Raw genomic sequence first — 22,990 nt, forward strand, 5'->3', positions numbered from 1 at the left:
ACCGCCCGCACCGGGGTGACCGCCGAGGACGTCTGCAAGCGCCTGATCGACTACGGCTTCCACGCCCCCACGCTGGCCTTCCCGGTGGCGGGGACCCTCATGGTCGAGCCCACCGAGTCCGAGGACCTGGCCGAGATCGAGCGGTTCATCGACGCGATGATCAGCATCCATGCCGAGATGGAGGCCACCACGCCGGAGACGCTGAACGCGTCCGTCCTGCGCAACGCCCCCCACACCGCCTCGGTGCTCACCGCTGACGAGTGGGACCGGGAGTACCCCCGTTCGCGGGCCGCCTACCCGGTGGAGAGCCTGCGGGTCGACAAGTACTTCGCCCCGGTCGGCCGGATCGACGGGGCGTGGGGTGACCGCAACCTGTTCTGCTCCTGCCCGCCGGTCGAGTCCTTCGAGCCCGTCGCCGACGAGGCCAAGGAGGCGGCGAACCCCACCGCCGTGGCCGACGCCGTCGAGTCCTCGTCCTCCGTTTCCCACTGACAGGAGACCGTCATGTCACCGAACCAAGACCTCCGCACCACCCCGTTGCACGCCGTCCACGCCGAGGCCGGGGCCACGTTCACCGACTTCGGAGGCTGGCAGATGCCGCTGAAGTACGGCTCGGAGCTCTCCGAGCACCACGCCGTGCGCAAGGCGGCAGGGCTGTTCGACCTCTCCCACATGGGTGAGGTCCGGGTCACCGGCCCGCAGGCCGCCGAGGCCCTGGACTACGCCCTGACCGCGCGCGTCTCCAACGTGGCACCGGGGCGGGCCAAGTACTCGCTGATCTGCACCGAGGCCGGCACCATCCTGGACGACCTGATCGTCTACCGGCTGGACGACGGCCAGGACGACTCGGCGCGTGAGTACCTGGTGGTGCCCAACGCCGGCAACGCCTCCTCCGTGGCGGCCGCGCTGACCGAGCGCTCCGTCGGCTTCGAGGCCACCGTCCGCAACGAGTCGGCGCAGACGGCCCTGGTGGCCATCCAGGGTCCCGAGGCGGCCCGCGTCCTGTCCCTGGTGCTGCCGGAGGATGAGGCCGCGGCCCTGCCGGAGCTGAAGTACTACGCGGCGCGGACCGTGACCGTGCGCACCGGCACCGGTGAGGTGCCCGTGCTGCTGGCACGCACCGGGTACACGGGCGAGGACGGCTTCGAGCTGATCATCGGCCCGGTGGCCGACCGGGACGAGCTGTCCGCGGCGGCGACGGCCGTGTGGCACGCCCTGTCCGCGGCGGGCGCCGAGGCCGGCGTGGAGGTGCTGCCGTGCGGCCTGGCCAGCCGGGACTCGCTCCGGCTGGAGGCCGGCATGCCGCTGTACGGCAATGAACTGGACCTGGGGCACCTGCCCTCGGAGTCCGGTGCCGGGATGGCCGTGCCGCTGAAGTCCAAGGAGACGGACTTCGTGGGCCGTGACGCCCTGCTCGCCGCGCGCGAGGCCGGCACCGGCACGACCTCCGGCCAGGCGATCGTGGCGCTGCGGGCGGCCGGCCGCCGCGCGGCCCGGGCCGGTTACGCCGTGCTCGACGGCGACGGCAACCGGATCGGCGAGGTCACCTCCGGGATCCCCAGCCCGACGCTGGGTTACCCGATCGCGCTGGCGCGGGTGGACGTGACGCACCGGGAGCCGGGTACCGAAGTGGCCGTTGACCTGCGCGGCAAGGCCGAGCCGTTCACCGTGGTGGAGCTGCCGTTCTACCGTCGGCAGGACTGAGCCTGGGGTGGGGGTCCCGCTTGCTAGACTTCGCTGAGCCAGCGGGCCCCCGTCCCGGCCCTCCCATCACCGCAGGAAGACCATGACTCAACAGCGAACCGCCGGGCGGATCTCCGTCCTGGGGATCATCGCGTTCGTGCTGCTCGCGGCCCTGCTGCTGACGCTGGCCGTCCTCAGTGCAGTCAAGGGAGTCCGCACCGCCCAGTCCTACGGGAACGTGGTGCGCGTCGTGGACGGCCACACCATCGTGGTGAACATGGACGGCACCGAGGAGACCGTGACCCTGGCCGGAGTGCAGGCGCCGCTGAGCGCTCCCGAGGGCAAGAAGACCACCCTGGACAACTGCCTGGCCGAGGAGTCGACGGCGAACCTGTCCGGGATGCTGGAGTCCGGTGACTCCATCCAGGTGCAGTACGTGGACGGTCCCGGGGACACCCGGTTCGTGCTGGCACGCTCCGGCGGCCAGGTGATCAACGTCGTCCAGGTCGAGGCCGGACTGGCCGTCCCGGTGCGCGAGCAGCCGATGGGACAGCTCGGGGCCGACCTGCAGGAGGCGCAGGAGACGGCCCGTACCGACGAGGCCGGCCTGTACTCTCCGTCCGTGGACTGCACCCTGCCCGGCAGGGTCGCGCCCGTGGTCGACGTGCTGCGCGGGCTGCCGGAGGGCGGGCCGTCCTCGGCCGCGGAGGCCGACGAGCAGATCGAGGCGGTTGCGGCCGCCGTGGAGCAGGGCGTCACCGCGGAGAAGGTGTTCGCCACGATCGACCCCGAGGGGACCTCCCTCTCCTCGCTCGCCTGGGGGGAGGACGTGCCCCGGTTGCGGCAACGGCTGGATGAGGCCCTGACCCAGGCGCAGACCGAGCTGGCGTCCCTCCAGACCACCCGCGGCGTCCTGCTGACCCGTGAGCGCGAGGAGGCCGCGCGCCAGCGGGAGGAGGCCCGCCAGGCCGAGCTCGCCCGCCAGGCCGAGGCCGCTCGCCAGGCCGAGCTCGCCCGCCAGGAGGCCGCTCGCCAGGCCGAGCTCGCCCGTCAGGAGGCGGCCCGTCAGGAGGCCGCCCGCGAGGACGCGCGGGAGGATGAACGGCGCCGGGCCGAGGAAGAGGCCCGCCGCAAGGCGGAGGAGAGCTCCAGCCCCACGCCCTCCACGAGTGCATCGGCATCACCGAGCCCGTCGAAGCCGAGCTCCTCTCCCTCCTCGTCCCGCCCCTCGGCGGACGACGACGAGGAATCGTCCGGCCCCGCACGCGAGGACTGAGGCCCGGCCATGTCCATCCCGCAGCCGGGGGCATCCGGCCGCGGGCCGGCATCGGGATCCGCCGCACAGCAGGCGCCGCGCGCCCACGGTTTCCCGTCCCCGGCCCGCGATTACCTCGATGGCGGCATCGACCTGAACCGTGAACTGGTCCGCGACCGCACGTCCACCTTCCTGATGAGGGTGGCCGGCAACGCGATGGCCGCCTCCGGGATCCGCGATGGCGACGAGCTGGTGGTGGACCGGGCCGCCACCCCGCGCCACGGGTCGGTGGTCGTGGCGGTCCTCGACGGTGAGCTGGTGGTGCGCCGGATGGTGTTCGATGGCACCGTCCCGGGACTCGCGGTGGATGCCCCTCCCGCGGCGCTCGGCTCGCACACACGGTCGGCTGCGGGCCCGGGAACCGTGATCCTGGAGTCCGACGACGGCGCCGCCCCGGTCGTGCTGCCGGCCGCCGGTCCCGAGGGCCTGCGGGTCTGGGGCGTGGCGACGTATTGCCTGCACCGGTTGTGAGGGCCGCACACCGGTTCCGGGCGGAACGGGACGGAGGCCGGCGATGACCCAGGCCATGGCGCTGGTGGACGTCAACAACTTCTACGTCTCCTGCGAGCGGGCCTTCGACCCGCGGCTCGAGGGGCGTCCCGTGGTGGTGCTGTCCAACAACGACGGCTGCGTGGTGGCGCGCTCCCCGGAGGCCAAGGCCCTGGGGCTGAGGACCGGGACGCCCTGGTTCCAGCTCGCCCCGCAGGCCTCCGCCTGGGGCCTGGTGGCCCGGTCGTCGAACTACGAGTTGTACGGGGACATGTCCGCGCGGGTGATGGAACTGCTGGGCCGGTGGGGGACGTGGCAGCAGGTGTACTCCATCGATGAGTGCTTCCTCGGCCTGACCGGTACGCCGGAACAGGTGCTGGAGACCGGGCGGCGCATCCGCGCGGCCGTGCAGCGGAACCTCGGGTTGCCGGTGTGCGTGGGCATCGCGCCCACGAAGACGCTGGCGAAATTCGCCAACCACGTGGCCAAGAACAACCCGGACGACGAGCGGATCGGCGGGGTGTTCTCCGTGTCCGCGCGGCCCCGGGCGGTGGAGGCGCTGATGTCCGGGCTGCCGGCGACCGAGGTCTGGGGCGTGGGCCGGAAGACGGGCGAGAGACTGGACCGGCTGGGCATTCGCACGATCGCGGAGCTGAGGGCCTCGGACCCGGCCTGGATCCGGTCGCGGTTCTCCGTGGTGCTGGAACGGACGGTGCTGGAACTGAACGGGACGCCGAGCGTTCCGGACGTGGACGAGCACGCCGGTCCGACCCAGGTCATCTTCTCCCGCTCGTTCTCCCGGCCGGTCACCGCCGCGGACGAGATGGACGATGTCATGAACGTCTATGCGCAGCGGGCCGCCGCCCGGCTGGCCATGCAGGGCCAGCAGGCCCGGATGGTCACCGTGACGGCCGGGACCTCGAGGTTCACCGGGCCGGACGGGTCGGTCTCCCGGGCCGTGGCCCTGTCCCGGGCCACGGCGGACCCGGTCACCATCACCCGCTCGGCCGTGCGCGCGATGCGCTCCGTGCTCACTGAGGGCGTGCCGTACACCCGGGCCGGTGTGATGCTGACCGGGCTGGAGCCGGCCGGGACGGCGCAGGAGATGCTCGCGGGCTTCGGCGACCAGGAACCGGACCGGCACCTCGAGGCGGTGCTGGAGCGGGTGCGCGGCCGGTTCGGCGGGACGTCGATCGGCCTGGGCCAGGGTGGGCTGAGCGAGCAGGGATCGTGGACGATGCGGCGCGAGTTCGCCTCGCCGCAGTACACCACCCGGTTCTCGGACCTGCCGGTGGTCAGGGCCTGAGCGCTGGCCGGCCCAGGGGCCGCCACGGGAAACCGGGGCCAGGTGGCGGGCCGGGACCCAGCGGGGAACCGGGGCCAGGGACGGAAGCGGGATCGGACGGGGAGTCGCTGGTCAGTCGAGGGACAGCGTGACCAGGCCCAACTGTGCGGCCCGGATGATCGCCTGCACGCGGTCGCGCACCTCGAGCTTGTCCAGGATCTTGGTGAGGTTCGCCTTGACGGTCGACTCGGAGATGTGCAGTTCGTCCGCGATCTCGGTGTTCGACCGGCCGCGCGCCAGCATCCGCAGCACGTCCAGTTCCCGCGGGGTCAGCTCGGAACCGTCCGGGTCCCCCGGCTTCGCGCCGTTGCTGAGGGAGGGGCGGTCGTCCTCGATGGAGGACAGCAGCTTGCGCGTCACGGCGGGGGAGAGGACCGACTCGCCCCGGTGCACGCTGCGGATGGCGCTGACGATCGTCTCCGGCGCGGCGTCCTTGAGCAGGTACCCGCCGGCGCCGGCACGCAGCGCGGGCACGAGGTACGGCTCCGAGGTGAACGTGGTGATGGCCAGCACGCTGGTCTCCGGGAACTCCGCCGAGATGCGCGCGGTGGCCTCCACGCCCCCCATGACGGGCATCTGCATGTCCATGAGGACCACGTCCGGGTGGGTGGCCTGACAGGCCTCCAGGGCCTCGACGCCGTTGGCGGCGACACCCACGCAGTGCATGTTGGGGGCGTTCTCGACGAGCAGTTTCAGGGCACCGCTCATGAGCGGCTGGTCGTCCACGATGAGCACTGCGATATTGCGGTCGGGCATGGCCCAAGCGTAGCCTTCCTTCACCCCCGACCTTTGAAGAGCCTGTAATTTGTGCCACATGCTGGTAAAGCGCTTGTCAGACCCTGATAATGGAGACATGAAACGTCCTCTCATGGCCTCGATGGCCGCTGTGCTCGTCTCGTCCGCCCTCGTCGTCTCCCCGGCCGCTGCCGTGGAGACCTCTACCTCTGAAGCTGTCGTGCTGCCCCCCACCCACGAGCTCCAGGTCGATCCCACCTACAAGTCCGATGGAGAGCTGTCCACCATGGGCTTCGGCGCCGGATCGCGGGTCTTCTGGTGCTGGTTCGGCGCCTGCTAGGCAACCATGACCGCTGATGAGTCGGCTGGCCCCACCGTGGGGCCGGCCGACTTTTGGTCTGCCCGGCCCCTGAACCGGGCCATGCTCGTGCTGGCCTCGCTCTTCGCGACGGTTTCGTTCGCCTCCGACTTCGCGAATGCGATCACGGGGTCCGGGACGTTGGATGCCCCGCAAACGCTGGTCATCCTGCTGAACTGTCTGGCCATCTACGTTCTCTGGACGCGGACCACGTTCGCGTTCGCCGCGCTCATCCCGGCGCTGGTGGCCAGCCATCTCCTGGATGCCTTCTGGATGACGTCCCTGGTGGTTCCGCTGCTTCTCGGCGCCGTGGCGGCCACGGCCCAGAAGTCCTTCAGCCTGGTGGCCCTTGCCGTGTCCGTGGCCTGGACATTGCTCATTCCCTTCACCACAACGACCTTCGGACCCGTGGTGTGGGTCGCCTTGATCTTCGTCGCCCTGGGATGGGGTGTCGGGAACTTCGTCGGTTTCCTCCTGGATCGCCGGCTCCAAGACCAGGCGCGCGTGGCGGAGGCCACCAGGCGCGCGGCGCGGGCCGCCCAGGAGGAGCGCAAGTCCCTGGCCCGGGACCTGCACGACATCGTGGCGCACAACCTCACGATCATCTCGATGCAGACCCGTGCTGCACAGTACGCCGGCACGGATGAGGCCGCGCGCCACGCCGTGGACGTGGTGGGGCATTCGGCCACGGAAGCACTGGCCGACCTCCGCCGCATGCTGTCCCTGCTCCAGGCGGAGGGCCTCGTCGCCGGAGATCAGGAGGCCGCACAGATCGAACTCGGCGAGGGAGCGGCCGCCCTGGACCTCGAGTACGGCGCCGTGAAGTTCGGTCGCATGCTCGAGGGTCTCGGGATCGAGACCCACGTGGAGACGGAAGGGCTCGACCAGGACATCCCACGGAGCGTGCAGACGGCCCTGTACCGCGTCCTGCAGGAGGCGGTGACGAACGTGGCCAAGCATGCGGCCGAGGGGGGCCAATGCAGGATCTGCATCCGCGTCAACGACGACCGGCTGGAACTCGCCGTGGACAACACGCTTCCCGTCCGAGGCGCGCCGGCCCGGGCAGGCTGGAACTCCTCCGGCAGTGGCCTGATCGGGATGCGCGACCGGGTCGATGCCTTCGGCGGGACCATGAGTTCACAGCGGGACGGTAGCTGGTGGCGGGTCAGGGCTGAGGTGCCCCTGCAGGAGGCCGCCGCCTAATGTGATGTGGGTCACATAAGACGCCGAAAGTCTAGCCAAAGGTCTAATGGTGGTGGCTTAGGGCTCGCCTATAACCTAAAGGGGCCCCATGAGACGGTGCACACGGATCAGGACGGTGGAATCAGCCCGGGGGGATACGGGCCCACCAACCTATAATCCGCTGAGAGGCGGTGGCCATGCCACCGCCTCTCAGGTGTTTAACGCCCATCTTCCGCACCCGCTTCGGTGCTGACCAGCACGTCTGCCGAGCCCGACGGACCGAGTATGACGTCGGCCGATCGCGGCCCAGCGTTAAAGTGGCTGGAATGAACGCCGTATCTGGCGCCTCCGCCGGACATCCGGTGCGCGCTCACTCCTCGTGGGTCCCGATCGTCATCGCCGGCGTGGCAGCGGCCATGCACATCTGGAAGCTGCCGGAGGCGCTGTCCTACATCCAGCAGGACCTGGGCATGACCCTGGTCGAATCCGGGGTGCTCCTGGGCATCGTCCAGGTCGGCTCCATGCTGCTGGGCCTGGGCGTCTCCCTGTTCTCCGAGGTGATCGGACTGCGGCGGACGCTGCTGATCGGCATGGCGCTGCTGACGGTCGGCTCCCTGGCCGGGGCCTTCGCGGACTCCACCGGGTTCCTGATGGCCACGCGCGCGCTCGAGGGCGTGGGCTTCCTGATGGCCACGGTGGTCGCGCCGCCGCTGATCCGCCTCACGGCGCACCCCGCCCGGGCGAACATCGCCTTGGGCTGGTGGGCGGCCTTCCAGGGCATCGCCACGTTCCTGGCGGTCCTGACCTCCACCCTGCTGCTGACCGCGGTGAGCTGGCAGGCCTGGTGGGTCACCATGGCCGTGATCACGGCCGCGACGATTCCCCTGCTGCTGGTGTTCGTCGCCCCGCCGCCGGCGGGGCGTGGGGCCAACGTGCGACTGGCCGCGCGTCGGGTGCTGGCCACCGTGAAGACCTCCACGCCCTGGATCGCCGGCCTCGTGTTCGCCTGCTACACCCTGCAATGGGGTTCGGTGATCGGCTTCCTGCCCACCATCTTCGACGAGGCCGGCGTCGGGGGACTGTGGCCCGGCATCGTCACCGCCATCGTCGGCGGCCTGAACGGCGTCGGCAACATCGTGACCGGCCGCCTGCACCAGCGCGGGATACCGATGCGGCGACTGATCCTCATCGGCCTCATCACGATGGGGGTGACCTCCGTGATCACCTTCGCCCCGGACTGGAGCGGCGTGCGCGGCGGGCTTGCCGTCCAGATCGTGGCCGTCGCGCTGTTCTCCGGGGTCGGTGCCCTGATCCCTGCCTCGCTGAACCGGATCGCCGTGGACATCGCTCCGCCCGACGGGTCACCCGCTGCGGTCGTGGGCCTGATGGTCCAGATCTACAACGGGGCGAACTTCGTCGGCCCGATCATCCTCGCTGCCATCGCCACGGCGGCCGGGAGCTGGCACTACTCGTGGATCATGACCGGTGCGGCGACCCTGCTCGGGGTCCTGCTGGCCGCGCGCTTCCTGTCCGAACGGCAACTGGGGCTGGACTTCCGCCACCACGGCTGACACCACCCCGGCGCGGGATCAGGCGCAGCCCTCCGGGCCGCAGGCCTGGCCGTCGAGACCGGCACCGGCGGCTTCGCCCGTCCCGGCGGTCACGGGCTGCACCATCCGCAGCGGCTGGAACTCAGACCAGGCCTGCTGCAGGGCCTGGGCGAACAACTCGGTCGGCTGGGCCCCGGAGATGCCGTAGGTGCGGCCGAGAACGAAGAACGGGACGCCGGTGACTCCCAGGGCACGGGCCGTGGCCACGTCCTCTGCCACGGCGGTCTCCCACCGGTCCTCGGTCAGGGCCTCGTGCACCTGGGCCTGCGTCAGTCCCGCGGCAGTGCCCAGCCGGGCCAGCACCTGCTCTTCGCCGATGTCGAGGCCCTGCTCGAAGTGGGCCCGGAACAGCTGTTCCTCCAGCGCCTCCGCGGTCCGCAGCCCCTCCGCCTTGGCACGCTGGATGACGCGATGGGCCTTCCACGAGTTCGCGACCACGAGGTTGTCGAAGTCGTACTCCAGGCCCTCACCGCGTGCCTGCTCGGTGACGTGCGCGAGCATGCGGGTCACCTGCTCGCGCGGCATGCCCTTGGCCTGGACCAGGTAGTCCACCTCGCTGCGGTGGTCATGCTCGGGCAGGGAGGGATCCAGCTGATAGCTCTTCCACTCCACCTCGACCTGGTCCCGGTGCTCGAAGGACTCCAGCGCCCTCTCGAACCGGCGCTTGCCGATGAAGCACCAGGGGCACCCGACGTCAGAAAAAATCTCGATCTTCACAACCAGGCACAACCCAGGATCAGCGGCGCACTATTCCCCAGGCCGTCAGGACTGCCGCAGGCCACCCTGCCAGAGGGCGGCGAAGGGGGTGTTTCCGGCGACGCGCTGGCGGATGCCCTCGGTGACGAACTCCTTGGCGCGGCGGGCGGCGTCCAGGGGAGCGGCACCCTTGGCGAGCTCCGCGGTCACGGCTGCCGCCAGCGAGCAGCCGGCGCCGGACACCGCGTGCTCACCGATCTTGGGGGCTGACAGCACCTCGAGGGTCTCGCCGTCGTAGTAGACGTCCACGGCGTCGGGTCCGGACAACCGGACCCCGCCCTTGGCCAGCACGGCGGCGCCGGAGACCTCGTGGATCCGCTTCGCGGCGTCCTTCAGGTCACCCAGGGACTCGATCGTCATCCCGGAGAGCTGCTCGGACTCGAAGTGGTTGGGCGTGGTGAAGGTGGCCAGGGGCAGCAGCTCTGCCTTGAGGGCCTGGTCGGTGTCCAGGGCGTGGCCCGGCTCCTGGCCCTTGCAGATCAGGACCGGGTCGAGGACCACGTGGTCCCAGTCCTGGGTCCTCAGGGCGGTGGCCACGGTCGAGATGGTGGCCGGGGACCCCATCATGCCGAGCTTGGTGGTCTTCAACTGTCCGGCGTAATCGGCCTGGATCGCCTCGAGCTGGTGCGCGATGACGTCGGGATCCACGGGAACGAACCGATGGTTCCAGTCATCCTGGGGGTCGAACGCCACGATGCAGGTCAGGGCCACCATGCCGAAGGCGCCGAGCTCCTGGAAGGTCTTGAGGTCGGCCTGGGCGCCGGCGCCACCGGTGGCCTCCGATCCGGCGATCGTCAGGGCGAGAGCGGGGCTGTGCACGTCGTACGGGTCTGTCGTGGGCATGCGCACCATGTTAATCCCCGTTCCCGGGGCCAGGTGCCTGGCCGGCGTCGTCCCCGGGGCGGACCACGGTGACCAGGGGACGGGCCAGGGCGCGGCCCAGGGCCATCAGGACGGCCGCCGGGAACCCGACCACCGGGATGAGCATGGGCACGAGGCCGCCGACCCCGGAGAACAGCACGGCCAGGCCGTAGAGCATGCCCACCAGGGCGTAGCCCAGCACGTGGATCCACTGGTTGAGCTTGAACCGGAACAGCCAGTTGACCAGCAGGCACAGCGGCAGGCCGATGACCATGCCCGCCAGCCCCACGATGCTCAGCAGCGGGGTCAGGGAGCCATAGGCCTGCAGGGCCGGGACGAGGCTGAGGACCAGCACGATGGCGGCCATCAGCAGGTTCGGGACCAGCCAGGCGACCAGGAACCCGTACAGGGACATCCTCAGGCGCGGGCGGGACCCGGCGGGGACCGTGCTCCGCCGACGTCGGCTCGGCTTGACCGGGATGGGGGTCGTCATGGGGTGGCTCCAGAACTGGCAGGGGGCGCGCGGGCCGTGCCAGTCTACCGTCGGGGCCGGTCCGTGGCCTCAGACGACGACGCCGGCCGGGAAGTTCTGCGGCCCGCGCGGCGTTGTACTGGAGTTGCGGCCGAACCGGCCGCGCCACGCACCGACCGGAGGGCAGTCATGCTCGAGATCTTGACCGGGTCCGGACTGGCCACGGCCGCCGGCCTCAACGCGTACATCCCCATGCTCGTGCTGGGCCTGCTGGACCGCTTCACGTCCCTGGTGGAGCTGCCGACCGCCTGGCAGTGGCTCTCCCACGACGCCACCCTGTGGATCCTCGCGGCGCTGCTCGTCCTGGAGGTGGTGGCGGACAAGATCCCGGTGCTGGACAGCGTCAACGACGCCGTGCAGACCGTCATCCGGCCTGCCGCCGGCGGCATCACCTTCGCCTCCGGGGTCGGGACGGAGACGGTCACCGTCCAGGACCCCGGTGCACTGTTCGCCGGTGAGGCGTGGATCCCGGTGGTGGTCGGTGCGGGGCTGGCCCTGCTCGTGCACCTGTTCAAGGCCACCACCCGCGCCGGCGCGAACACCGCCACCGCCGGGGCCGCCGCCCCGGTGCTGTCCACCGCTGAGGACACCGCGTCCATCCTTCTGGCCCTGACGGCGGTGCTCCTGCCGGTGTCCGTGGGGATCCTGCTGGTGCTGATCGTGGTGGGGCTGTGGCTGCTCGGCCGGTGGGTCCTCCGCCGTCGTCACCGGGACCGCCTGATGAGCCGCGAGGACCGGTACTTCGCCGTCTGACCGGCTGGGTGACCCCGGTGCGCTCCGTCCCCGGGGAGCGCTCGCGCCGGACGTGTGACAAAATTGGTGACAATCCAGGCCATCGCGGCCGACGAGTGGGGAGGCATCAGTGGCGACCGGAACCAGGACGGGCACGACGGTGACCGCGGCGGACGTGGCCGCCCGGATCCGGGAGGCCATCTCCGCCGGGGAACTGGTCCCCAACCAGCGGCTCGTCGAGGCCGATCTGGCCGAGGCCTACGGTGCCAGCCGCGGGCACGTCCGCACGGCGCTGGGTGAGTTGACGGTCGAGGGGCTCGTGGAGCGGATCCAGAACCGCGGCGCCCGGGTACGCTCGGTCCCCCTGGAGGAGGCCCTCGAGATCGTGGAGGTGCGCGCCGCCCTCGAGGCGCTGTGCGCCGCGCGGGCCGCCGAGCGGATCACCGACGACCAGGCCGAGGAGCTGCGGGCCATCGGGCGGGCCATGGAGGCGGCCGTCCGGGACCATGACCAGTCGGCCTACGCGCGCGGCAACACCGACCTGCACGGCATGCTCATCCGGGTGTCCGGCCAGCGGACGGCCGCGGCGACCATCGACCGGCTGCGGGCCCAGGCCGTGCGCTTCCAGTACCGCCTCTCCGCCCGGCCCGGCCGGTCCCAGCAGTCCCTGCCCGAACACCTGGCCATCATCGAGGCCGTCTGTGCCCGGGACCCGGAGGGCGCCGCGCGGGCGATGCGGGATCACCTGGCCTCGGTGTCCGAGGCGATCGTCGAGTCCACCCGGGACTGAGCGGGCCCCCTCCCCGTCCGCAGGTGAGACGCGCGAGATCGCGGAGGGCGATGGTGACCCGGCCGGTCGCACAGGACGGCAGCCGCCCGACGACGTGCCCACTGTCGGGTCCGTGCGGACCCGGGCATCGTCACCGGGCGGCTGCCGTGGGTGGTGGCATGGCCGGGGGGTCAGTCCGTGCGGACCGTCCGGGGATCGACGTTCCGGGCCGTGAAGATCAGCAGTCCCGAGGCCAGGATGGGGAGGATGCCCCACCACAGGGCCGCATTGATCCAGCCGCTGCCGGCCGCGAGGGTGGCGGTGATCAGCAGGCCGCCGATGATCGCGCCGACCTGGCCGGCCGCGTTGATGATCGAGCTGCCGGTGGCGCGGGTGTGCACGGGGTAGCTCTCGCCGGTGAAGAACAGCAGGGCCGAGAAGGGACCGATCAGGAAGAACAGCCCGGCGCTGTAGAACGCCACGATGAGCGCGAAGCTCCCGCTCGGTGCCTGGATCATGATGAAGAACGAGACGGCGCAGAGGATCCAGCCGAATCCGATCGCGTTGCGGCGGCCGATCCGGTCCCCCAGCCACCCGTGGAACAGGTACCCGGCGAAGGCCGTGGCATTGGAGATGATCAGGATCAGCAGCGCGTTGTCGAAGGCGATGTCCTTGCCGTCGGGTGCCGTCAGCAGCGAGGTGCCCAGGATCGAGAAGGCCAGGACGCCCAGCCAGTTCAGGAGGAAGGCGCCGCCGATCGACAGGGTGGACCGCAGGGACTCACCCCGGAAGACCGATACGAGGGGACTGTCCTGGGCGGTGATGTCGATGCCGTACTTCACGCCCAGGCGCTGCGCCTCCGTCTCCTCCCCGGACTTGAGGAGCTGGTCGATCCGGTGCCGACGGGCGAACTGCGGGCTCTCCTTGAGCCAGCGCCCGGCGATGATGATGAACACCGAGGGGACGGCGGCGACGATGAAGCAGAGCTCCCAACCGCCGACCGGGAACAACAGGTAGACGGACCCGGCCGCGAGCACGGAGCCGATCGGCCAGCCGGACTGGACCAGCGAGTAGATGAGGCCGCGGCGGCGGGCCTTGGCCGGGTCGCTGTGGCTGTGGGCGAACATCTCGTTGAGGTAGGCCGCGTTGATGGCCTGCTCCGCGTAGCCGAGGCCGGCGAGCGAACGGACGAGGACCAGGAAGACGATGCCCAGTCCCGCGGTGATTCCCGCGACCCAGCCGACCGTCGCGGTCAGCAGGGAGGCCACGGCGGCGCCGGCAACCGCGATGAGGATGCCCTTGCGCCGGCCGATCCGGTCCACGATCGGGCCGATCGCGAAGGCCACCAGCGCCGTGCCGGCGGTGACCCAGGTGTTGATCTCGGTCGACTGCGCAGCCGTCCATCCGAGGTCCGAGGCCAGCTGGGGCAGGAGGTTTCCGAAGAGGACGAAGTCATAGACGGCGAAGGTCCACGCGAAGAAGCAGATCCACGTGGCCAGCCGGACGTCCTTGGGGGTGATGTCGGTGGAGTCGGCCTGCAGGGTCTGGGTAGTGGTCATGACGGTTCCTTGGGGGAGGAGGACAGCAGGAGGGGTGAGGGGACAGCGGGTGGGGAGGGGGCTGCCGTCGGGGCGACTCCGAGGGCAGGGAGCACGAAGGGGACGATCCGGAACCGGTACGTGACTGACCGGTCCTGGACCGCCCCCTCCGTGGTGGTGCGTCAGGTCAGGAGACGGAGCTGAGGCGCGCGCCCTGCCGCTCCCGCCTCTCGGCGGTGGCCGTCAGGTCGACCGTGAGCTGGCCGTTGACGTCCTTGAGGACCACGCCGTAGTCCCGGGTGGCGGCCTCGGCGGTGGTGAAACCGTCCAGCACGTCCTCGAGGACCTTCAGCGGATCACGCGTGAGCGGATCCCCGAAACCGCCGCCGCTGGGGACGGTGATCTGGAGGGAGTCCCCGGCCTTCAGCTGCCAGCCGGTGACCTTGGACGGCCAGGACTCCTCACCGTCCCGGCCGGGGTTCTTCACCAGGGAGGCGTTGAGGCCGTCATGGCCGCCCTGGGCGCCCCAGGGGGCGTCGGACTCGTGGCGTTCACCCTCGCAGGTGACCACGGTGTCCGTCAGGAAGGTGTTCTCCCGCACGATGCCGATGCCACCGCGGAACTCGCCGGCGGCTGCCGGTTCGTCGCGCAGCTCATAGCGGTCGGTGCGCATCGGGAACCGCCACTCCAGCTCCTCGATCGGGTTGTTGCGGGTGTTGGCGATGAGGTTGTCCACCGAGTCCGGCCCGTCACTGGTGGAGCGGGCGCCATAGGAGCCTTCGTTGACCTCGAGGTACACCCAGTACTCGCCCTGCTTCTCGTCCCACCCGGAGTAGGACATGAAGTGGATGTGGGCCGAGTTGCCGGCGGTGACGCGTTCGGGGATGACGGGGGCGAGGGCCCGCAGGGCCAGGTCGACGGCGCGCTGCACCTGGGAGAACCGGGAGAACGTGGCCGCGGGGTACTTCGGGTTGAAGATGGTGCCCTCCGGGGCGATCACCTTCAGCGGCTTGAGCATTCCCTCGTTCTGCGGCACGAACACCGGGAAGGCGACCTCGTCCAGGAACATCATGCGGGTGATGAACGTGAACGCCGAGACCGTCGTGCCCTCGAAGGCGCAGTTGTAGGCCGTGGGGACCTGTTCGGAGGAACCGGTGAGGTCATAGGTGATCTCGTCACCCTCCACGATGACCTTCACGACGATCGGCAGCTTCTTGCCGTAGTTGCGGCCGTCGTCGTCCAGGTACCCGACCTCCGTCTCGTACACGCCATCCGGGATCTTGGCGATCTCCTGGCGCAGCATCCGCTCGGAGTAGTCGATCCAGCTCTGGCCGGCGTCCTGGACGGCGCCGATGCCGTACCGGTCCACGAGGGCCAGGTAACGGGACTTGGCCAGGTCGCACGCGGCGATCATCGCCTGGAAGTCACCCTCGTTGGAGGTGGGCGTCCGGGTGTTGTTGAGGATGTGCCGGATCAGGGACTCCTGGCGGACACCCTTCTCGTAGACCTTCACGGCCCGGAAGATGGTGCCCTCGGACTGGACGTCCTGGATGTCCACCATCAACCCGGAGAACGCACCGCCGTTGTCGATGAGCTGCCCCGAGGCCCCGGCGAAGCCCACGAGCTCCCCCTCATGGAAGATCGGTTCGATGATCGCCACGTCGGGGGAGTGGGTCGCTCCCAGGTAGGGGTCGTTGTGCAGGATGACGTCGCCCTCGTGGATGTCGTCACCCAGGACCGAGATCACGCCCTTGACGATCTTGGGCATGGAGCCCATGAACATCGGCGTGGAATCGGATTCGGCCAGCACGTTGCCGTCCTTGTCGAACAGTCCCGCCCCGAGGTCCTCGGACTCGCGGATGATCGAGGAGTAGGCCATGCGGAACAGCACCGAGGCCATCTCCTTGGCCGCGGAGTTCAGGGCGCCGCCGATCACGCGCATCAGGATCGGGGTGGCCAGCTTCTCAGCCGTCTCGGTGCCGGCCGGGCAGGCGATGACCAGGTTGCCGGCCTCGTCCACCGTCCCGGTGAAGCCCGGGGGGACCACGACCGTCGAGTCATACTGCTCGATGACGACCGGTCCCTCGAAGGTGGTTCCCACGCCCATCTTCTCCCGGTCGTAGAAGCCGGTGTCCACTGTGGTCGGCGTACCGTCCACGTCGAAGGTCACCGGGCGGGTCTCCACGAGGGCATCGGCCAGTGAGCCCGAGCGGGTCGGGGTCGGGGTCGGCAGGTCGTCCATCACGGCGCGGGCCTCCACGCGGATGTTGATGACCTCCACGGAGCCGTCCTTGAAGCGGTGACCGTACTCCTCGAAGTGGGCGTCGTGGAAGGCTGCCTCGGCCTGGTCCAGCCAGGCGGTGGTCACCGGGCCCTCGGGGACGTCGAAGCGGATCTCGTACCCCTGACCCTCGTAGCGGGCGTCGGCCAGCCAGTCGATCCGGCGCCGCTCGGCCGGGACCCCCTCCGCGTCCAGCTGGGCATTGGCCTCCCGCTCCAGCTGGTCGAAGGACGCCTGGATGGCCGCCGGATCGGCGTCCGCGAAGCGGAAGCGGTTGGTGGCCACGAACTCGTACTGCTCGTCGGTGGCCAACAGGCCGATGCCGGCGATGATGCCGGGGTGGGCAGGGACCAGCACGTTCGGCACCTCGAGCTCGGCGGCGATCTCGCAGGCGAACAGCGCACCGGCACCACCGGCCGCGACGAGGGTGAAGTCGCGCGGGTCGTAGCCGCGACGTACGGAGTTCTGCTCGATGGCCTGGGTCATGCCGAACTTCTGGATCTGCAGGGCGCCGAGGGCCGCCTCCTCCACGGACATGCCCAGCTTCTCGGCCAGTCCCTCCATGGCGGTGCGGGCACCGTCGAGGTCCATGTCCAGGCCGGAGCCGGCCAGCATGCGGTCCGGGCGCATCCGGCCGAGCAGCACCTGTGCGTCGGTCGACGTCGGTTCCGTCCCGCCGCGGCCATAGCAGACCGGTCCCGGGACCGCACCGGCCGACTGGGGACCGACGCGGAAGACGCCGCCGGCGTCGACGTAGGCGATGGACCCGCCGCCGGCACCGATGGTGTCGATGTCCACCATGGGCACCATGGCCTGGTGGTCGCCGATCTTGGTGTCCAGCAGGTGACGCATGCGCAGTTCACCCTGGTACGCGACGCCGATGTCTGCGGACGTTCCACCGATGTCCAGGGTGACCACGTTGTCGAAGCCGGACTGCTTGGCGGACCACATGCCACCGATCAGGCCACCGACCGGACCGGACATCATCAGCGTGACCGGTCGCTTGGCCGCCTCGCGGATGGGCACCATGCCGCCGGAGGACTGCATCAGCAGGATCTCCCGCTGGTAGCCCAGGGCGGTGACCTCATCGTGCAGGCGGTGCAGGTAGGCGGACACCCGGGGGCCGACGAAGGCGTTGAGGGCGGTGGTGGAGAACCGCTCGTACTCCCGGTACAGGGGCACGATGTCGCTCGACAGGGACAGGAACGCCTCGGGGAACTCCTCGTTGACGATCTCCCCGATACGCCGCTCGTGGACCGGATTCAGGTAGGAGTGCAGCAGGCACACCGCGATGGCCTGGACACCGGCCGCCTTGAGCTCGCGGACGCGCTCACGGACCTCGTCCTCGTCCAGGGGAACCAGCACCTCACCATGGGGCGCGGTGACGCGCTCCTTGACCGTGAGCCGGTGGCGGCGCTTGATCAGCGGCTTGGTCTGCCAGGGCAGGTCCTGCTGCAGGGAGAAGTTGTGCGGCTTCTTGTGGCGGGCGATGTGCAGGATGTCCCGGAAGCCCTCGGTCGTGATCATCCCGACCTCGGCACCGGTATGCGTCAGGGCGGTGTTCGTGGCCACCGTGGTCCCGTGCACCACCTGGTCGATCTCCGCGAGCGACACCCCGGCCTTCTCGCAGAGCAACGTGATGCCGGAGACGACCGCCTCGGACGGGTCGTGCGGGGTCGATGGAACCTTCTCGACGACAGCGATGCGCTGGTCGTCGTCCGAGAAATACAGGTCGGTGAAGGTACCGCCGACGTCTACTCCGATGCGCTTCATGATGGGTCCTTTCGAGAGGAGCTCGGGACTTCGTTGGGGGCGGAGGGTGGGTTCGAGAGGTGGAGTGGGTCTCCACCCCAGGCGGTGAGCGGACCTGACGGCCCGGGCCTGCCCTGAAGCATGCTGTGATCTGAATCACTCGCCGTTGCTTGGATAGCAATGTAGTTCCATCTAGAGCAACGTGCAATGGCTGAGTGCATCTCGCTTTCGGTGAGGTACGGACCGTGAGTCGTCCTGCGGTCGCGGGAGGAAGCTGACGGTGCGGGCTGATTGTTGTTGCAGTGACGACACCAAGATTTCTCTCGTAGCAACCGGCCCGCAAGACCTGGGGGATTAAGTCCGTGTTTCCGGTTCATGACGCGGAATGCCCGGGGGTGGCAGGGGGTCGAGGCGCGTGGCGTGACGGGGCCGGGGCGCGGAGGGTCTGGTCGGCTGAGCCCTCAGGGATCTTCGAGGCAAGAGATCTAAGTTGCTTTTTGAGCAACGATATTGATCAATCAGCAACGTCTCACGGTTGATCGTCCCGATGCCGGCTCTTCGCGACTCTCCTGGCCTCCAGGTGTCATCATGGTCATGCCCGTGAAGCGCGGGCAGTCGGACGTTGATGTCGAGTCCCTGCTGGGACGGGTCTTCGAGGCCGGCGCCGAGACGTACCGCCAGCGCGAATTCAGCCGCCGCGTCGGTCGCGGTGCCGGATCCGCCGGGTCCGTTCTGGGCCACGTCGGGACGCGATGGCATCGCCTAGCATGTTCACGGACAGGCGGCGGAGGCATGGTGCACTCGCCCGGGGAGGAAAGTCATGCCGGGAACCCAGTCACAGGGCGACAAGCCGCAGGGTGCGGCCGCGTCACTGTTGAATGGACTGGCGGTGTTGGAGGCCTTCTCCGCGACCCCGCGTCCGCTGCTCGGGGTCACGGAGATCTCCGAACTCGTCGGACTGCACAAGAGCACCGTGTCCCGGATGCTCGCCGGCCTGACGGAATCCGGTTATGTCCAGCGCGATGAGGACTCCGGGCGCTACCGTCTCGGCCTGGGGATGATCGGCCTGGCGGGTCCGCTGCTGGCCGAGCTCGACGTGCGCAGGGCGGCGGTGCCGCACCTGGAGGAGATGACCGAGGCCACTGACGAGACCGCCGCGATCGCCGTCTGGAACGGCACCAATGCGATCGTGGTCGAGCAGACGGCCAGTCCGCACCAGGTGAAGCACAGCGCCTCGATCGGCACGCGCTACAACAAGTTCGCCAGTTCGTCCGTCCGCGTGTTCCTGGCCGAACTGCCGCCGGAGGAGGTCGGCCGCCTGCTCTCGGGTGGCATCATCCAGCGGGACAGCTACCGGGGGCTCGACGACCCGGCCCATGAGCACCTGCGAACCGTCCGGGACCAGGGCTTCGCCGTCAATGACGGTGAGACCACCTTCGAGGAGTACGGCGTCTCCGCGCCCATCCGGGACTACCGAGGCCAGGCCGTCGGTTGCATCACCGCCAGTGCACCGCGGTCGCGGGTGCAGTTCAAGGCGAGCCAGCCCCTCCTGCGGGACGCCGTGCTGCGGGCCGCCGAGCGGGTCTCCGCGCGCCTGGGCAGCAGGTGACCGGCCCGTGACGGTGAGAGGCCGCCGCGTCGCAGGTCCCGGCCTGCGGCGCGGCGGCCTCGTCGGGTTCGAGCGGTCGGTGGTCAGGAGCCTGTTGCCACCGGGTCGTCATGGAAGCGACGCAGGGGACGCCCGGCGGTCTCCCTGATGAAGGCCGAGACCACGATGAGGGACACGGCGGCCACGATGGAGACGTAGATGGCGGGCGCGAGGGAGTTGCCGGTGGACGCCACCAGCCACGTGGCGAGGTAGGGGGCGGTGCCGCCGAACACGGCGTAGGTGATGTTGTAGCTCATCCCGGACGCCGTGTACCGCACGTCCGTGGAGAACATCTCCGAGATCAGCACGGAGGTCACCACGTTGGCCGTGACGGCGCCGGTCGCGATGAGCAACTGGCTGGCCACGGCACTGCCGAGGGTGCCCATCTCTGCCAGCATGTACGCCGGGATCGTCAGGACGACGAGCAGCGTTGCGGCCAGCTGCATGGTGCGCCGGCGTCCGAGCCGGTCCGAGACGCGGCCCATCACCGGGGACAGGGCCGTGGCGAAGAGGAGGGAGATGAGGCTGGAGAGCAGGGCGAGGTGCTGGGGCAGGCCGACCACCTGGGTCAGGAACGTGGCCATGTAGGTGGAGAAGATGTAGAAGGACAGGGCGGTCAGCATGACGAACCCGCCCAGCTTGAGCATCTGCGGCCACTGCGTGCGCATGACCTGACCGAGGGTCGGTGTCGGGCGGTGGGCCGATTCCTCCACCATGGCCTGGAACTCGGGGGACTCGTGAAGCTTGGAACGGATGTAGAAGGCGATCAGGCCCATCGGGATGGACAGCAGGAACAGGATCCTCCATCCCCAGTCGCCCATCGCGGAGGGCGGGAGCACGGTGCTGAGCAGTGCGCCCAGCCCCGCGGCGAGGGCGAACGACACGAAGGTGGCCGCGGACATGGCGCTGGAATAACGGTTCCGCTGGCGGTCCGGGCTGTGCTCGACCACGTAGATGGTGGCGCCGGCGTACTCTCCGCCGGCGGAGAGGCCCTGGACGCAGCGGGCCACCGCGAGCAGGACGGCGGCCCAGATGCCGATCGCCTCCTGGCCGGGGATGAGGCCGATGGCCGCCGTGGACCCGGACATCAACAGGACGGTCAGGACGAGGATCTTCTTGCGGCCCAGCCTGTCACCCAGCCGGCCGAAGATGATCCCGCCGAGGGGGCGTAGGGCGAAGGCCACGGCGAAGACCGCGAAGGTCTCCAGCAGACCGATCACCGGGTCGGTGGAGTTGAAGAAGGTCGCCGCGATGTGGGTGGCCATATAGCCGTAGATCGCGAAGTCGAACCACTCGACGACCGTGCCCGCGAAGGATGCGCTCACGACCTTGCGCAGGTGCGCGGGGCTGACCTTCTCGAGAGCGTCCGGGGGCCCGGCTGCGGAGTCGGTGGCGTGGGTGGGGGCGTTCGGGGCTCTCATGACGGGGTCCTTGTCTCTGGAGGTGGGTCCGGTCGCGCACCGTGCGCGGAGAGTGATCTGGATCACCAGGAGTTGCTAGGTGAGCAATCTAGTTACGAACATTGCAACGCGCAATGGATGGTCGAAGGCTAATCGCGGTCTGTGTCCGTCCTGTTTCACGGTGATGTCCAGCGAGAGGCGCTATTGCCGAGGGCGTGCAGGACGAGGTGAGCTGCGTGCCCGGGCCTGCGTTCTTGAAGCAGTCGGTCCAAGAAGAAACTGCCTTCCCGGACCTCTGGTGCTGGACCAATCCATGGGTTACAGTACCTACCACAGCAACCCAGTTGCTCGTCTAGCAACAACCATCCGTGAGACTGGAGAGAACCATGACCATCACGTCCAACGACATCGAAGCCCGTCTTGCAGCAGTGCTGGAGGAGGCGTTCGAGGCCGGCACGAGTATCTACAACGACCGCGGCTTCAAGCGCCGGATCGGCTACGGCAACCGTCCCGCCGTGATCCACATCGACCTGGCGAACGCCTGGACCCGCCCGGGCCACCCGTTCAGCTGCCCGGGCATGGAGGAGATCATCCCCAATGTCCAGCGGATCAACGAGGCCGCCCGCGCCAAGGGGGTCCCGGTCTTCTACACCACGAACGTGTACCGCAACCGCGACGCCACCTCCGGCACGAACGACATGGGCCTGTGGTACTCGAAGATCCCCGTGGAGACCCTGCCGGCCGATTCCTACTGGGCTCAGATCGACGACCGCATCGCACCCGCGGACGGCGAGGTCGTGATCGAGAAGAACCGCGCCTCGGCGTTCCCGGGGACGAACCTCGAGCTCTTCCTGACCTCCAACCGCATCGACACCCTGATCGTCACCGGTGCGACCGCCGCCGGGTGCGTGCGCCACACCGTCGAGGACGCGATCGCCAAGGGTTTCCGCCCGATCATCCCCCGGGAGACCATCGGCGACCGGGTCCCGGGCGTGGTGCAGTGGAACCTCTACGACATCGACAACAAGTTCGGAGACGTGGAGTCCACGGACTCGGTGGTGGAGTACCTGAACAAGCTTCCGCAGTTCGAGGACACGGTCCCGAAGACCCTCTCGGATCCCCAGCCCGAGGTCGAGGCCCCCGCGGACCCGGCCTGAGCCCCACCCGCCGTGGAAGTCCTGCGGCCCGGCGTTCCCGGGCCGCGCCGATGACAGTCCGGTACCCCTCAGTGGGTGCCGGACTGTCGCATGTGTCCGGGCAAGATGATGCCGGGCGCGAAGGTCCCCGGGTAGGAAGGTCCCTGGCTTCCGCTCACGGTGGCGGGCGCACCCGGTTGCACGGGGTGTCCTCCGGTGCAGGGCCGGCACCGCCTCCGGGTTGCGCGGAGTCGACCGGTGAGCGCGTCGTGCCGGTCGATGGTCCGGCGGGTGATGCCCCCGGGCGGGGAGCATGTCAGCTGACGGGGGCCCCGAGGCGCTGCGAGACACGCCGGGCTGCAGTGGTGCAGGCCCGGGTCAGCTGCGGCAGGGCGGATTCCGGGACCCGGTAGCGCGGGGCCGCCACCAGGATGGTGGCAACGACCTCGCCCCGGTGGTCGAACACGGGGGCCGCGACGCCGACCTCATCATCGGAGGTCTCGCCGTAGTTCACCGCGTACCCGTTGCGGCGGACGTCCGCGAGGCGCTCCAGGTACTGGTCCGGGGTGATGTGGCCGTCGAGCCGGATGGGGCAGTCGTCCAGGAGCTGGCGAACGTGGTCAGGGTCCATGTGGGCCAGGGGCACCTGGACGCTGGCGCTCAGGCCGGTGCTGTAGCGGCTTCCCATGGCCGAGGTGTGCTTGATCTTCTGGGGGCTGGGGACCTGCTCGACGGTCACGGCCGCGGAGCCGTCCCAGATGGCCAGCGCCACCGTCTCCTCGGTGACCTCCCGCAGGGTCTGCAGGTCCTCCATGGCGACCCGGCGGACGTCCAGGTTGGCGAGCAGGGGGCCGGCGACGGCGATCAG

Annotated in this window: 19 protein-coding genes and 1 pseudogene; 12 read left to right on the top strand and 8 right to left on the bottom strand. The window is 69.7% G+C overall.

Translation table 11 applies throughout. The annotated features are described in order from the left end of the window. From PLJ28_RS12015 to PLJ28_RS12035, 5 genes and pseudogenes are all read left to right on the top strand, one after another. Nucleotides 1-492, top strand: a pseudogene (locus PLJ28_RS12015) (glycine dehydrogenase (aminomethyl-transferring)); the annotation flags it as partial. 12 nt (nucleotides 493-504) lie between these two features. Further along, on the top strand, nucleotides 505-1,704 hold the full coding sequence (gcvT, locus tag PLJ28_RS12020; RefSeq protein ID WP_298044015.1) for a glycine cleavage system aminomethyltransferase GcvT: 1,200 nt from the start codon (nucleotides 505-507) through the stop codon (nucleotides 1,702-1,704). A gap of 82 nt (nucleotides 1,705-1,786) precedes the next feature. Then, nucleotides 1,787-2,959, top strand: a complete 1,173-nt coding sequence (locus tag PLJ28_RS12025; protein WP_183530068.1) for a thermonuclease family protein — start codon at nucleotides 1,787-1,789, stop codon at nucleotides 2,957-2,959. A gap of 9 nt (nucleotides 2,960-2,968) precedes the next feature. Further along, nucleotides 2,969-3,469: a LexA family protein gene (locus tag PLJ28_RS12030; RefSeq protein WP_183530070.1), complete on the top strand. Its 501-nt coding sequence runs from the start codon at nucleotides 2,969-2,971 to the stop codon at nucleotides 3,467-3,469. Nucleotides 3,470-3,512: 43 nt separating this feature from the next. Next, nucleotides 3,513-4,793: a Y-family DNA polymerase gene (locus PLJ28_RS12035; RefSeq protein ID WP_183530072.1), complete on the top strand. Its 1,281-nt coding sequence runs from the start codon at nucleotides 3,513-3,515 to the stop codon at nucleotides 4,791-4,793. Nucleotides 4,794-4,904: 111 nt separating this feature from the next. Here the strand turns inward: PLJ28_RS12035 and PLJ28_RS12040 are convergent, their stop codons facing one another. Then, nucleotides 4,905-5,588 carry a response regulator gene (locus PLJ28_RS12040; protein ID WP_183530074.1) on the bottom strand — a complete coding sequence of 228 codons (684 nt, stop codon included), beginning with the start codon at nucleotides 5,586-5,588 and terminating at the stop codon, nucleotides 4,905-4,907. A gap of 97 nt (nucleotides 5,589-5,685) precedes the next feature. Here PLJ28_RS12040 and PLJ28_RS12045 point away from each other — a divergent pair, with 97 nt between their 5' ends. The 3 genes from PLJ28_RS12045 (at nucleotide 5,686) to PLJ28_RS12055 (ending at nucleotide 8,678) form a co-directional block, all read left to right on the top strand. After that, nucleotides 5,686-5,907, top strand: a complete 222-nt coding sequence (locus PLJ28_RS12045; RefSeq protein WP_183530076.1) for a hypothetical protein — start codon at nucleotides 5,686-5,688, stop codon at nucleotides 5,905-5,907. A gap of 6 nt (nucleotides 5,908-5,913) precedes the next feature. Next, nucleotides 5,914-7,128 carry a sensor histidine kinase gene (locus PLJ28_RS12050; protein WP_298044018.1) on the top strand — a complete coding sequence of 405 codons (1,215 nt, stop codon included), beginning with the start codon at nucleotides 5,914-5,916 and terminating at the stop codon, nucleotides 7,126-7,128. 305 nt (nucleotides 7,129-7,433) lie between these two features. Further along, nucleotides 7,434-8,678 carry an MFS transporter gene (locus PLJ28_RS12055; protein WP_183530080.1) on the top strand — a complete coding sequence of 415 codons (1,245 nt, stop codon included), beginning with the start codon at nucleotides 7,434-7,436 and terminating at the stop codon, nucleotides 8,676-8,678. An 18-nt stretch (nucleotides 8,679-8,696) separates the two neighbouring features. On the opposite strand, the gene PLJ28_RS12060 is transcribed toward PLJ28_RS12055, so the two are convergent. Genes PLJ28_RS12060 through PLJ28_RS12070 form a run of 3 tightly spaced genes read right to left on the bottom strand, consistent with a single transcriptional unit; the run spans nucleotide 8,697 to nucleotide 10,827 of the window. Further along, a complete protein-coding gene (locus tag PLJ28_RS12060) occupies nucleotides 8,697-9,434 on the bottom strand; it encodes a DsbA family oxidoreductase (RefSeq protein WP_183530082.1) in 738 nt (245 codons plus the stop codon). A 45-nt stretch (nucleotides 9,435-9,479) separates the two neighbouring features. Continuing rightward, nucleotides 9,480-10,325, bottom strand: a complete 846-nt coding sequence (thiD, locus tag PLJ28_RS12065) for a bifunctional hydroxymethylpyrimidine kinase/phosphomethylpyrimidine kinase (protein ID WP_183530084.1) — start codon at nucleotides 10,323-10,325, stop codon at nucleotides 9,480-9,482. Between the two features lies 1 nt (nucleotide 10,326). Continuing rightward, nucleotides 10,327-10,827 (bottom strand): hypothetical protein, encoded by a 501-nt coding sequence (locus PLJ28_RS12070; RefSeq protein WP_010144967.1) that lies wholly within the window; start codon nucleotides 10,825-10,827, stop codon nucleotides 10,327-10,329. Nucleotides 10,828-10,995: 168 nt separating this feature from the next. On the opposite strand from PLJ28_RS12070, the gene PLJ28_RS12075 reads away from it, so the two are divergent. Further along, entirely contained in the window at nucleotides 10,996-11,619 is a 624-nt protein-coding gene (locus PLJ28_RS12075) for a DUF4126 domain-containing protein (protein ID WP_183530088.1), read from the top strand. 109 nt (nucleotides 11,620-11,728) lie between these two features. Next, on the top strand, nucleotides 11,729-12,388 hold the full coding sequence (locus tag PLJ28_RS12080) for a GntR family transcriptional regulator (protein WP_298044021.1): 660 nt from the start codon (nucleotides 11,729-11,731) through the stop codon (nucleotides 12,386-12,388). A gap of 170 nt (nucleotides 12,389-12,558) precedes the next feature. Here the strand turns inward: PLJ28_RS12080 and PLJ28_RS12085 are convergent, their stop codons facing one another. Together PLJ28_RS12085 and PLJ28_RS12090 are read right to left on the bottom strand one after the other, a co-directional pair. Continuing rightward, nucleotides 12,559-13,926, bottom strand: coding sequence for an MFS transporter (locus tag PLJ28_RS12085; protein ID WP_183530090.1), 1,368 nt, complete (start codon nucleotides 13,924-13,926; stop codon nucleotides 12,559-12,561). Nucleotides 13,927-14,092: 166 nt separating this feature from the next. Continuing rightward, the gene (locus tag PLJ28_RS12090; RefSeq protein WP_298044023.1) at nucleotides 14,093-17,959 is read right to left on the bottom strand and encodes a hydantoinase B/oxoprolinase family protein; all 3,867 of its coding nucleotides are present in this window, start codon (nucleotides 17,957-17,959) and stop codon (nucleotides 14,093-14,095) included. A gap of 799 nt (nucleotides 17,960-18,758) precedes the next feature. On the opposite strand from PLJ28_RS12090, the gene PLJ28_RS12095 reads away from it, so the two are divergent. Beyond that, entirely contained in the window at nucleotides 18,759-19,547 is a 789-nt protein-coding gene (locus tag PLJ28_RS12095; RefSeq protein WP_183530094.1) for an IclR family transcriptional regulator, read from the top strand. An 83-nt stretch (nucleotides 19,548-19,630) separates the two neighbouring features. Here PLJ28_RS12095 and PLJ28_RS12100 read toward each other — a convergent pair whose 3' ends face one another. Further along, entirely contained in the window at nucleotides 19,631-21,007 is a 1,377-nt protein-coding gene (locus PLJ28_RS12100) for an MFS transporter (protein WP_183530096.1), read from the bottom strand. A gap of 365 nt (nucleotides 21,008-21,372) precedes the next feature. On the opposite strand from PLJ28_RS12100, the gene PLJ28_RS12105 reads away from it, so the two are divergent. Further along, complete coding sequence (locus PLJ28_RS12105) at nucleotides 21,373-22,143, top strand: N-carbamoylsarcosine amidohydrolase (RefSeq protein ID WP_183530098.1); 771 nt, start codon at nucleotides 21,373-21,375, stop codon at nucleotides 22,141-22,143. A gap of 295 nt (nucleotides 22,144-22,438) precedes the next feature. Here PLJ28_RS12105 and PLJ28_RS12110 read toward each other — a convergent pair. Then, a partial coding sequence (locus tag PLJ28_RS12110; RefSeq protein WP_324590173.1) for an IclR family transcriptional regulator occupies nucleotides 22,439-22,990 on the bottom strand: 552 nt, incomplete at its 5' end.

Origin of the sequence: Citricoccus sp., from assembly GCF_035445025.1 — a bacterium.
In the GTDB taxonomy this organism is placed as follows: Bacteria; Actinomycetota; Actinomycetes; order Actinomycetales; family Micrococcaceae; genus Citricoccus.